This is a genomic window from Paenibacillus sp. USDA918EY (assembly GCF_009870825.1).
GTDB classification, from domain to species: Bacteria; Bacillota; Bacilli; order Paenibacillales; family Paenibacillaceae; genus Paenibacillus_AQ; species Paenibacillus_AQ albilobatus.
Window position 1 is genome coordinate 58,236 of record NZ_WTWY01000011.1, and the last position, 11,476, is coordinate 69,711.

Consider the following 11,476-nt stretch of genomic DNA (forward strand, 5'->3'; position numbering starts at 1 on the left):
TAACCGAGGATTTTGTCGAATTCATTAGGAAGTCATTCATCGGCAACGTCATGGATTCATTTGGCTGTTTCGAAGCAGGGAAAGGGCATCCGGCGTCATATTTTTGCAAGATTCTGAACGGGGAGGTTATCGAGATGCTGCCTTTTTCGGTACAATCGCAAAAAAACATCCGCAGCGGACTTTTTCACGAGGATGCGTACGAGTTGTATGCCAAAGCCCGCAGCTGGAACGATTTATCCCTTAGTTACATCCATTTTGCGCGCCCCCTGCTGGAGGCAGGCTTTTGCAAAGCAGCGCTGGTTGTCGCGCACATGAGCGTCAAAGCGAAGCTGAAGCAGCTTTATATGCAATTGGAAGGAAAGTTTCCGCCGGAGGATCTTTATTACGACGAACTCATCGGCCTGCTCCGGCAAACGGCCGGGATCGATTTGGAAACGGAGCTGTTCCTGAATACGCTGCAATATATTGCCGAATGCACGGACGCTGCCTTTTTTCTGCAGGACGGGGGCGACCATCTGCCAAAGATGCTTGAGAGGGTGGAACAAACGCTGGAACGCCTGGACGTATGTGCGGTTGGCGGCAGCGTGAAAGTCAGGCTCGAAAATTAGTCAAAAAGCCGGTTACGTCATCCGCAGATGATGGTCTCCGGCTTTTTTTTCGTTCAGCACTTGCTCCACCTTCGAAATATGCAATTCCATGCGGGCGGAGGCTTCCTTGGCATCCTGTCCGGCGATGGCTTCGTAGATCCGGATATGCTCCTGAAGCAGCCGTTCCGCGGAGGAGCGTTCGGCGTAAAACCAAAGCGCGCGCATATCCTTCATGCTTTCATGCAGCTTGCTCGCCAGCGATTCCATCAATTCAAGCAGAAGCGGGTTGCGGGTTGCGGCCGCGATCTGCTGGTGGAATTTAACGTCGGCCTGTTCGATAAAATGCTCGTCTTCGGATTGTCTCATGTCTTCAAGCAGCTTCTCGAAAACGGCCAAATCCTCCGCCGTTCGCTGCTGGGCGGCAAGCGCGGCGCAGCCGGCCTCAAGCACCCGGCGCACTTCGAGGAGATGGCGCAGCGATGCGGCGCGGCCTTCCCACAAATCGTCGTACCGCTGCATCGGGTGTACCGGTCCGGCTTCGGAAGGAGGCGCTTTGACGAACGTGCCCCCGCCTTGCTTAATGTTCAGCAGTCCCATCGCTTTCAGCGCGCTAAGCGCCTCCCGGATCGTCGATCTGCCTACATTGTACTGGGCGGCCAGGTCGACGACGGAGGCAAGACGGTCTCCGGGAGCAAGCCGTCCTTCATCCATCTGTTTTTTTAAATCGTTCATGACCCATTCGTACTGCTTCAAAGGTCTTTGCTGGTTCGTCAAGATCTCGACATCCTTCCTTGAATCTCTAATCCCGGCCGCTGAAACGGTTATGTACCGGTTAAGGGTTTTCACCTGTTCCGCGGCGCTTGCATCGGTGATTCTTTTTTTCAATACAGATTGGACATGCCGAAAAAAAATTTCGTTCTGGTCTATTTTCGATCCATATATTCTAGTGTATACTTGTTCACAAGAAAAGTCATCAGATGACCTGACTAATTTATAACGAATAACCCAAACCCAATGAATCCAAGGGGGGCTTTCCTTGCTGCAAGAAGAAGTCAAACGCGAACTTGCCTCGATCCTCGGCAGCGAATGCGTGAAGGACGATCCGCAATCGCTTGTCACCCATTCCTATGACGGCACGCCGATGCTCCAATCGCTGCCGGATGCCGTCGTTTACCCGTCCAGCACCGAAGAGGTGTCGCAAATCATGAAGGTGCTCAGCCGCCACAAAATCCCGGTCGTGGGCAGAGGCTCAGGCACGAATTTATGCGGAGGCACAGTGCCGGTACAGGGCGGTGTCGTGATGGTCATGCACCGAATGAACCGCATTTTGGAAATCGACCTCGAAAATTTGACGGCAACGGTGCAGCCCGGTTTGAACACGAAACAGTTCAGCACGCATGTCGAAAGTTTGGGCTTGTTCTACCCGCCCGATCCGAGCAGCATGTCCATTTCCACGATCGGCGGGAATATTGCCGAATGCTCCGGCGGCCTGCGCGGCCTGAAATACGGAACGACCAAAGATTACGTGATCGGCCTCGAGGCGGTGCTCGCAAACGGAGACGTGATCCGTACCGGCGGGAAACTGATGAAGGACGTGGCGGGTTACGATTTGACGAAGCTGCTCGTCGGGTCGGAAGGCACGCTCGCCATTATTACGGAAGCGATTTTGAAGCTGATTCCGCCGCCAAAATACAAAAAGACGATGCTTGCCATGTACAAGGACCTTTACGGGGCGGCGCGCACAGTATCGAAGATCATCGAAAACCGCATCATTCCGGCGACGCTGGAAATTTTGGATAACGCCACGATTCGCGTCGTGGACGATTTTGCGAAGCTGGGGCTGCCGCTGGACATGGAAGCGATCCTGATCATCGAGCAGGACGGCGACGAAGAAGCGGTGGAGCGGGATATCGCCGTTATTACCGAGGTTTGCAAAAGCGAGCATGCCGATCAGGTAAGTATTGCGGCCAGCCAGGAGGAGGCGGAGAAGCTGCTGACCGCGCGCCGGAGCGCGTTTACCGCGCTGGCGAGGCTGCGTCCGACGACGATTTTGGAGGACGCAACCGTGCCGCGCTCGAAAATCGCCGACATGGTGGTGGAAATCAACCGGATCGCGAAAAAGCATAACGTCCAGATCAGCACGTTCGGCCATGCGGGCGACGGCAACCTGCATCCGACCGCGACGACCGATGCCCGCAACAAGGAAGAGATCGCCCGTGTCGAGGAAGCGTTCGAGGAAATTTTCGAAGCGGCCATCCGTTTGGGCGGAACGATTACGGGCGAGCACGGCGTCGGCATGGTGAAATCGCCGTACCTGGAATGGAAGGTGGGCCCGGCGGGGATGGACGTGATGAAAGCGATCAAAAATTCCTTCGATCCGCATAATTTGCTCAATCCGGGCAAAGTATTCGCGAAGGAAACGCGCAAAAGGGTGGTGATCCAGCGTGGCTAATGGGCAAACGCAGCATACGAATCCACTGACCGAGAAGCTCCGTTTGCGCCTCGACGAAGACCAGCTGACCAACTGCATGCGCTGCGGGTTTTGCTTGCCGGCCTGCCCGACGTTCGCCGAAACGGGGCTGGAAGCCGAATCCCCGCGGGGACGGATCGCCCTCATGAAAGCCGTGACGGACGGCCTGATGGTTCCGGATCAAGCCTTCGAAGAGCAGATGAACCACTGCCTCGGCTGCCGCGCCTGCGAGCCGGCCTGCCCGGCGGGAGTCAAATACGGCCAATTGATCGAGCAGGCGCGGGACGCGATCGAAGACCATAAACGCCACAAGCCGTGGGTGCAGGCAACGCGCCATGCTGCCTTCAAGACGGTATTCCCGCATCAGAAGCGGATGAAATGGGTCGGCCGCGGCCTGCAATTTTACCAAAAATCCGGGCTTCGCGCCGCAGCTCATGCCACAGGCGCGATGAAGCTGTTCCCGAAGCATTTGCGCGATATGGAGAAAATTTTGCCGGACGCGACCGGGCGCGGCGTCGTGGAGCAGATCGGCGAGCGCCATCCGGCGAAAGGCGAAAAAATCGCGACGGTCGCCTTGTTCCGGGGCTGTATCATGGATGTTTTGTTTACCGACACCAACATCCATACGGTGGATTTGCTCACGGCTGCGGGTTTTGAAGTCGTCATTCCGCGGGAGCAAAACTGCTGCGGCGCGCTGCATGCGCACAGCGGGGAAGCGGAGGGAGCCAGGGAGCTGGCCAGACGGAATATCCAGACGTTCAAGGCCGCCGGAGTGGATTATATCGTTTCCAATGCGGGCGGCTGCGGGGCGATTTTGACCGAATACGACCATCTGCTGCACGAAGACCCGCAGTGGCGCGACGACGCCGTATGGTTCGCGGAGCGGGTCGTGGACGTCAGCGATTTGCTCGTGCGCGTAGGCAGAAGCCTCGATTTCGGCGAGGAGGAGACGTCGGACAGCACGGAACAAGTCCGCATCACCTATCAGGATTCATGCCATCTGCGCAACGTCATGCGTTCATCGGACGCTCCGCGCAAATTGATGCGCCAAGTGAAGGGGGCGCAGTTCGTCGAGATGAAAAACGCCGACCGCTGCTGCGGATCGGCGGGGATCTACAACATCACGCAGCCGGAAATGGCCGGGCAAATTTTGGACCACAAGATGGAACATGCCGAAGCGACCGGGGCCGGCTACATGCTGACCAGCAATCCGGGCTGCCTGCTGCAGATGAAGCACGGCATCGAGGAACATGGGCTGAGCGGGCGGATGAAGGCGGTCCATATCGTGGACTTCCTGCATGAACGATTAAAACGTTAGCTTTCGACGGCTACGATGGCATAAAATACAAACGGGATGTTCTTCAAGCGAATCGGCTTGAAGAACATCCCGTTTTTCATTTGCTTATAGCCCCCGAATTGGCGGCGCCTTTTACGGTTATCTCTACTTGTGCAGGAACTTTTTGCACCTATTCATCGAGCTTGAAGCGGTCGATCATCGCCTGCATGTCCGCCGCCATCCGGGCCAGGCCGGCCGCGGAGGAACTGATTTCTTCCATGGACGCCAGCTGTTCCTGGCTGGCTGCGGAGACTTGTTCGAACGAGGACACGGTTTGGCGCGAGATCCCGGCAACCTCGTGAACGGCAGCCGAAATTTCCTGGCTGCTGGCCGACATCTGTTCCGTGATCGCGGAGATGTCCTGGATCTGGTCCGAAATCTGCTTGGCGGAACGCTCGATGTTCACGAACGCCTCCAGCGCTTCCGCAGTGACGTCCAGCCCCTGGCTTACGTCGGCTTGAACCTTGTTCTTCATCACGTCGAAGGCGCTGGCGATCAGTTCGGTCATCTTTGCGATCGTCTCCTGAATCTCTTCGGCGGTGATGCGGGATTGGTCGGCCAGCTTGCGGACTTCGTTCGCTACGACCGCGAACCCCCGCCCATGTTCGCCGGCGCGTGCCGCTTCGATCGCCGCATTCAGCGACAGCAGGTTCGTCTGCTTGGAAATTTCCGAGATGGCCGTGCTCATGTCCGCGATGTTTGCGCTATGTTCATGCAGCCGATCCATCAACGCGGCCGATTCCACCGTGGATTGCCGGATGGTATCCATTTGAGCGCTAACCTGGCGTATTTTCCGGCTGCCGTCCTTCACGTCCTCTTCGGTGCGGCTGGACGAATCTACGATCGCTCCGGCGGATTCGGCGATTTTCTGGATGCCGCGCGTCATTTCTTCCAGCGTACGGGCGCTTTCTTCGGTAGCCAAAGCCTGGGTTGCGGCACCCTCGGACGAATCGGATATGAGCCGTGAAACCGTTTCGACCGATTGGGCGTTCAATTCGGTGCTGGCCGTCAGCTCTTCGCTGGATGCCGCCAGTTGACTGGACGTATCGCTCATGTCCAGCACCATGCTGCGGAGGGACGCGACCATGCCGTTGTAATTCTCGGCGAGCGTTCCGATTTCGTCCGTGCGGTTGATGATGACCTGCTCGCTCAAATGGCCGTTGCTGACCCGGATGGCCGATTGGTTCAGCTGCTCGATCGGTTTGGTCATGCCGCGGATGACGAAGAACATGATGACAAGAATAAGGGCAACGGCAATCACGAGCACGCCCACGGAAGTGTACAGGATCGGGCGCGTGGCATCGCTGTATTCGCTGTCGGGAAGGATGCCCACGATTTTGAAGGACGTCGTTCCGTTGGTGGTAAAATATCCCCGCTGAAGCACATGGGTATCGGGATTGGTGTAGCTAATAAAACCTTCCTTCTGGCTGTGCATGACCTCAAGCTGGGCACCTGACGCTTTGTCGCCGATTTTTTTGGTCGGGTGGGCCATCATAAGGTCGTTGCGGTCCATAATGTACAGATATCCTTTGTTGCCAAGGCGGAGATTATTGACGATTTTGTCCATTTCCTTCATGCTGAAGTCGATCGTTATCGCGCCCTGCCCATCGGGCAGCATTTTGGAAATGGAGAGCACGTAATTGCCGGTCGTGAACGAGATGGACGGATCGGCGACCATCGCTTGATTCGGATATTGCTTGGCCAGCTTGTACCAATTCCGGGTGCGCGGGTCGTAGTTGTTTTGCTTGCCGGGGTCCGGCGCTTTCATCCAGGCTCCCCGGTCGTTGCCGATCGACACGATTTCAACCTCCGGATGCTGGGCCTTATAATCGTTGATGAGCTTCCGGACTTTGATCGAGTTGACGTCGATGTCTTCGGAAGTGATTTGACCGGCAAGCATCTTCACGTTCGACACCTGCATTTGGACCATGCTGTCGACAAGGTTGTTCAGCAGCACGACGCTGGATTTGGTCGTTTCCTCCATTTTGCCCTGCAGTTGGGCCTTGGCGCTGTTTACGGAAAACAATGCTACAAAAATGTTTGGAATGATAACCATCAGACTGATAATGAGCAAAAGCCGGGTGCGCAGTCTTTTGATTTTCAGGAGCCGCAAAACTCCATTAAATTGTTTTTTCAAATAAATTCCCCCATATGGTATATATCATGTGGTCTCTTGTGAGGAGTCACCTCCTATATTTCGACAAAAACAGAGCAATTTTTCATAGCGTGATCCAAAAAAAAGAGGATCCGGCCGTTTGCCGCATCCTCTTTTTCTCGATTAGACGCTTAGATTCAATCATCGGACAACGAAAATCAGCCGAGTCTCCATTCTTTCATCGCGGCATCCAGCCGTTTCAACGCTTCCGTGACCGTCGCCTTCGAACAAGCTACGTTCATGCGCATAAACCCTTCTCCGCCCAGGCCGAACGAACCGCCTTTGTTCAAGGCGAGTTTCGCTTTGGTGAGCAGGAAGTCGGCAAGCTCGTCTGGCTTCATGCCGAGGGAGCGGAAATCGAGCCACAGAAGATAGGTCGCCTCCGGCTTTTGGACTTTGATCTCCGGGATATGCGTTTCAATATAATCCGTTACGTAATCGATGTTTTGCTGCAAATAAACCAGCACCTCATCCAGCCATTCGCGTCCTCCTTCGTAAGCCGCCTGCGCCGCGGTGCTTCCGAGCGCGCTGATGGAGCCTACATGGTACAGCTGGAGCGCTTTGCGGAATTTTTCGCGGATTTCCGGATCCGGAATGATGATGTTCGAGGTGTTCAGCCCGGCGATGTTAAACGTTTTGCTTGGCGACGTGCAGATGATGGTTCGTTTCTTCGCTTCGTCGGAAACCATGGCAAGCGGCATATGGGCATGGGGGGCATACACCAGATCGGCATGGATTTCATCGGACACGATCATCACGTCATGGCGCACGCAAAGCTGGACCAAAGCCGCAAGTTCTTCGCGCGTCCATACCCGACCGACCGGATTGTGGGGGCTGCACAAAATGAGCATTTTGACGCGCCCGCCCTCCAGAATCTTCTCGAGACCTTGCAAATCCATGGCGTATCGGCCGTTTTCGCAGACCAGCGGGTTAAGCGCGAGCTCGCGCCCTTGCTCCTGTACGACGCTGTGAAACGGCGGATATACCGGCGGCTGGATCACCACTTTGTCTCCCGGTTCGGTGAAAGCCTGAACGGCGAAGCTCAGCGCGGGCACGACGCCAGGGCAGAACACGAGCCATTCCGGGTCGATCTCCCAGCCGTGGCGTTCTTTCATCCAAGATGCAACGGACTCCCTGTATTCAGCCGTCACCATCGTGTAGCCGAATACCCCATGTTCAACACGCCGTTTAAGCGCGGAAACGACGGAAGGCGGGGATTCGAAATCCATGTCGGCCACCCACATCGGCAGCGCGTCCGCCGTCCCGAAAATATTTTTCATGCCGTCCCACTTTTCGCAGCCGGTCATATGTCGTGAAATCGGTTTGTCAAAATTCAAAATGTTGCCCTCCTCAAAGAATAAGTAGAAAGAAATAAAAGGTTCATGCCTATATTATATCAGAGGGAAACTTGGAGAAAGAGCAGCGGCAAAGTAAAATAGGATCAGGAAAGGATCATCGATCCGAAAAAACAATGTCCGAGCAAGGGAGAGGTCGTCGTGCAGCTGATTGCCATGCTGACCATGCTGGTCGACCATATCGGCATCGTGTTTATGGAAGATCAGTTATGGCTGCGAATGATCGGCCGGGCGGCGTTCCCGATTTACGCCTATGCCCTCGTCCAAGGGCATCGTTATACGAAGTCGCCGACCCGCTATTTGATCCGGCTTTTTGCTTTAGCCTTATTGTCTCAAGTGCCGTACCAACTGGCGCTCGATCCGGAAGGGCTGAACGTCGTCGCGACGCTGCTGATGGCCGCCGTGGTCATGAAGGCGCTCGACGGTATGGCGTCCGATTGGGCGAAAGTCGGGACCGTGGTCGCCGTCTGCGCGGTCATGGAGCTTTTTCCGTTCGATTACGGGGCCTACGGGCTGCTGCTCGTCTTATCCTTCCGCTATTTTGCGTCCGAACGGCTTCTTTTTATCCATTTGCTGCTGAATTTATTCTATTTGCTCTTGCACGGGCTCGGCGGCATGCTGCAAATGCTGGGCATCATCCCGACGCTGCTCCTCGTCTACGGTCCGGCCGTTTGGAAAAGGCTTGAGGGCATCCGGGTACGCAAGTGGGTGTGGCGCTCTTTTTATCCCCTTCACTTGCTGGCGCTTGCCGCCGCGGAGTGGGCATTCGGTTAACCGACCGGAAAAATGCCTTCGATTTTATTCAGCGGAAACAAAATCCGGGAAGGATGTTTGCCCTTGGCCTGCACTTCGATAAAATCGGTTCCGATTTGAACGAGGCGGATGTCGGAAAAAGCTTTGCCCGTTCGGAAGGTCGTCCGCAGGCCGACCCGCGCGGTGCGGGCAGCTCGTTTCACGCCGAATACCCGAATCGATTGCAGGCTCAGCGGCACGAACAGCTCGCCGGAAACCTGAATGAAGTTATTTTTGAACACCCGCTGCAATCTCCCGGGCTCCAGCCCCAGACCCTCACCGTTGATTTCCGCCAGATGGCCTGTCAATTCGGCAAGCCGCTGCTGAAGCGATATGTTTTTCCTAAGTTTGAGCATCGACAAGAATATCCCCTCCGTTTTCGCATTTGTTCTATTGTATGAGGCCCGTTTTGGGCGGGTGAGAGCCTCATGCGGCGAAAGTCCGCGAAATGAAAGCGGAGGGTGAAATTTCCCATTTCCGGCAATGCTATAAGGACAGATGCAGCATGCGACCCCGGAGGGAAGGAGACAAACGTGAAAAACGATTCCGAGAACTTGAAAACGCGGGCTTTGGAAGGCCCCAGCATCCAAATCGACCCGCTGTTCCCTTATTACCAGGACCGTTCCAGGGACAGCGTTGCGGAAGAAATTCAGCTGGCCGGTTACCAGGTTGTCCGCTATTTTGTCGTGAATGAAAACGAGATCGACGGCGAATTGATCGATTGTCTGCACCGCCGCAACATCGCCGTTTGGGCGCTCGTGATCGGCAACGGGACGTTTTCGACCTCCCATTTGCCCCCGGAATGGCCGGCCTGGAAAATGGGGCTCGTCAAGGAACTGAACGACGGTTTCGAGCGGCTTTCTCCGTTTTCGCAGGCGTACGTGCAGTGGAAAAAGGAAGCCGTCGCCGAAATGCTCCGCCGGTACCCGTTTGACGGGATCGAAATCGCGGAGCCTTATTTTCCCGAATGGGACGGCATCCGCCGCGGGGTATACGGGGACATCGGCCCCGCCGCGCAGCAGGCGTTCCGCGAAAAATACGGCCTTGCCGTTCCCGAGTTCGCCAACCGGTTTGCGGCCAATTATTATAAAAAAACGCCGGATATTTACGCCAAATGGGTCGATTTCCGCGTAGACGCCGTCAATGCACTCATCGATGAAATCATCAACGGGAGCGGCGGCGCGCGCGCGACCCGTCCCGACGTGCGGGTCGCCACCTGGTCGCTGGCGGTCGACGGCGGGGCCGTGTCCACCCTGAGGCTGAAGGAATGGCAGGGGCTCGACGCCATTTCCATGATCGCCAGAGTGAAACCCGACCTGCATATGCTGCAGACGCATTGGCCCGATTGGATGAAACGCGGCCTCAAAGCGGAATACGCCCGGTCGTACGAAAGTTTTGCCGCCCCGATCCGCGCCGCATACCCGCAGCTTCCGCTCGGCATTCAGGCCGATATCGGCTCAAAGGCCAACATGGTAAAGGGACGCGATTGGCTGAACGGTTTTCAAAACACCGTTTACGATTTGGGGTACCATACGTGGACCGCATACGAATATCATTTGGGCGGGTACATGTACGAGGAGCCGCCCGAGCCGATGACCGCCGTCATCCAAGGGAGCGCGGACGTGAGCGTGTCGTTCAACAAACGGGTGGATCCCGAATCCACCGGCGTGATCGTAATGGAGGAAGGCGAGGGAAAATGGGGAGAGATGCATGCGCTCGAAAGCTGCGTCGACGGCAACCGGCTGCGGCTCCGCTTTCACCGGCTGCCGGAGCGGCGGCCGTTTCAGATCGAGCTGCGGCAGGTGAAGGATACCCCGGCGTTATGGCATGTAAAAGGAAAACGGCCGAACGAAACGCCCCTGGGAACCCGAATCATAGTCAATTAAGCAAAGCGTTCACCCACGCCTTTAAAGAAGACCAACCGCACAAGCGGAAGCTTTTTCTTGCGATCATAGCATCTTTCGTTTCAATGAAACTTTGCATTTGTTAAAACCAAAACGCCCGAGGTCGGCTTTTCGCCGACCCGGGCGTTTTTTTATTGCGCGGTATACCCGCCATCGACCAGCAGGCTGGTGCCCGTGACGAACGACGCGTCGTCGCTGGCAAGGAACAGGACGGCTTTGGCGACCTCTTCCGGCGTTCCGAGGCGCCCGATCGGATGCAGATCGACCAGCTTCCGCTTCTCCTCGGGCGGCAGCACTTTGAGCAGCGGCGTTTCGATGTACCCCGGGCAAACCGCATTGACGCGAATGCCTCTGTCGGCGTATTGGATGCCCAAGGTTTGGGTCAGCATGACGACTCCGCCCTTCGACGACCCGTAGGCGGTGACGCCCGCCTTGGCCGCGTGCCCGTGTATGGAAGCGGTGTTGACGATCGCCCCGCCGGTACCTTGCTTCAGCATCTGGATCAGGGCGTATTTATCGGACAGGAAAACACCCGTCAAATTGACGTCGATCGTCTTCTGCCACTTTTCCAGCGAAAGCCGGTCGGCTGCGTCGTCGTTGGCCACGCCCGCATTCGCGAACATGATGTCGAGCTTGCCGAAGGCGTGCACCGTCCGCTCGATCAGCTCCTGGATTTGATCTTCCTTCGTGACGTCGACCTTGAAGAAAATGGCCTGGTGGCCGTCGTCCCGCAGCCTTTTGGCATGTTCTTCCCCCGCCTCGGAAAAATCGGCGATGACGACGCTTGCGCCTTCCTCCGCGAACAGCCGCGACGTCGCCTGCCCGATCCCGCTGGCCGCGCCGGTAACGATGGCCGATTTGCCGGATAATTTCATAC

10 protein-coding genes are annotated in these 11,476 nt (G+C 56.3%); 5 read left to right on the plus strand and 5 right to left on the minus strand.

What is annotated here, in order from left to right; genetic code table 11:
* Positions 1 to 134: 134 nt before the first annotated feature.
* A complete protein-coding gene (locus GQY55_RS20460) occupies positions 135 to 608 on the plus strand; it encodes a hypothetical protein (protein ID WP_160043740.1) in 474 nt (157 codons plus the stop codon).
* Positions 609 to 620: 12 nt separating this feature from the next.
* Here GQY55_RS20460 and GQY55_RS20465 read toward each other — a convergent pair whose 3' ends face one another.
* Positions 621 to 1,361 (minus strand): FadR/GntR family transcriptional regulator, encoded by a 741-nt coding sequence (locus GQY55_RS20465; RefSeq protein WP_306434073.1) that lies wholly within the window; start codon positions 1,359 to 1,361, stop codon positions 621 to 623.
* Positions 1,362 to 1,623: 262 nt separating this feature from the next.
* Between GQY55_RS20465 and GQY55_RS20470 the strand changes: the two genes are divergently transcribed.
* Both GQY55_RS20470 and GQY55_RS20475 read left to right on the plus strand, forming a co-directional pair.
* Positions 1,624 to 3,039 (plus strand): FAD-binding oxidoreductase, encoded by a 1,416-nt coding sequence (locus GQY55_RS20470; RefSeq protein ID WP_160043741.1) that lies wholly within the window; start codon positions 1,624 to 1,626, stop codon positions 3,037 to 3,039.
* Positions 3,040 to 3,115: 76 nt separating this feature from the next.
* Complete coding sequence (locus GQY55_RS20475; protein ID WP_160043887.1) at positions 3,116 to 4,375, plus strand: (Fe-S)-binding protein; 1,260 nt, start codon at positions 3,116 to 3,118, stop codon at positions 4,373 to 4,375.
* Positions 4,376 to 4,523: 148 nt separating this feature from the next.
* On the opposite strand, the gene GQY55_RS20480 is transcribed toward GQY55_RS20475, so the two are convergent.
* Together GQY55_RS20480 and GQY55_RS20485 are read right to left on the minus strand one after the other, a co-directional pair.
* Positions 4,524 to 6,530, minus strand: coding sequence for a methyl-accepting chemotaxis protein (locus tag GQY55_RS20480; RefSeq protein WP_306434072.1), 2,007 nt, complete (start codon positions 6,528 to 6,530; stop codon positions 4,524 to 4,526).
* A 176-nt stretch (positions 6,531 to 6,706) separates the two neighbouring features.
* Positions 6,707 to 7,885, minus strand: a complete 1,179-nt coding sequence (locus tag GQY55_RS20485; protein ID WP_160043742.1) for a MalY/PatB family protein — start codon at positions 7,883 to 7,885, stop codon at positions 6,707 to 6,709.
* A 159-nt stretch (positions 7,886 to 8,044) separates the two neighbouring features.
* Here GQY55_RS20485 and GQY55_RS20490 point away from each other — a divergent pair, with 159 nt between their 5' ends.
* Positions 8,045 to 8,677 (plus strand): TraX family protein, encoded by a 633-nt coding sequence (locus GQY55_RS20490; RefSeq protein WP_160043743.1) that lies wholly within the window; start codon positions 8,045 to 8,047, stop codon positions 8,675 to 8,677.
* On the opposite strand, the gene GQY55_RS20495 is transcribed toward GQY55_RS20490, so the two are convergent.
* Positions 8,674 to 9,051: a hypothetical protein gene (locus tag GQY55_RS20495; RefSeq protein WP_160043889.1), complete on the minus strand. Its 378-nt coding sequence runs from the start codon at positions 9,049 to 9,051 to the stop codon at positions 8,674 to 8,676. The two genes, GQY55_RS20490 and GQY55_RS20495, sit on opposite strands and share 4 nt — an antisense overlap.
* A gap of 177 nt (positions 9,052 to 9,228) precedes the next feature.
* On the opposite strand from GQY55_RS20495, the gene GQY55_RS20500 reads away from it, so the two are divergent.
* Positions 9,229 to 10,581: an N-acyl-D-glucosamine 2-epimerase gene (locus GQY55_RS20500; RefSeq protein ID WP_160043744.1), complete on the plus strand. Its 1,353-nt coding sequence runs from the start codon at positions 9,229 to 9,231 to the stop codon at positions 10,579 to 10,581.
* A gap of 149 nt (positions 10,582 to 10,730) precedes the next feature.
* Here GQY55_RS20500 and GQY55_RS20505 read toward each other — a convergent pair whose 3' ends face one another.
* On the minus strand, positions 10,731 to 11,474 hold the full coding sequence (locus GQY55_RS20505; protein WP_160043745.1) for an SDR family NAD(P)-dependent oxidoreductase: 744 nt from the start codon (positions 11,472 to 11,474) through the stop codon (positions 10,731 to 10,733).
* Positions 11,475 to 11,476 lie beyond the last annotated feature (2 nt).

Bases quoted from the DNA above. Each gene is read 5' to 3' on its own strand.
- GQY55_RS20460 (WP_160043740.1), top strand. From the start codon at position 135: ATGCTGCCTTTTTCGGTACAATCGCAAAAAAACATCCGCAGCGGACTT.
- GQY55_RS20475 (WP_160043887.1), top strand. From the start codon at position 3,116: ATGCGCTGCGGGTTTTGCTTGCCGGCCTGCCCGACGTTCGCCGAAACG.
- GQY55_RS20495 (WP_160043889.1), bottom strand. From the start codon at position 9,051: ATGCTCAAACTTAGGAAAAACATATCGCTTCAGCAGCGGCTTGCCGAA.
- GQY55_RS20505 (WP_160043745.1), bottom strand. From the start codon at position 11,474: ATGAAATTATCCGGCAAATCGGCCATCGTTACCGGCGCGGCCAGCGGG.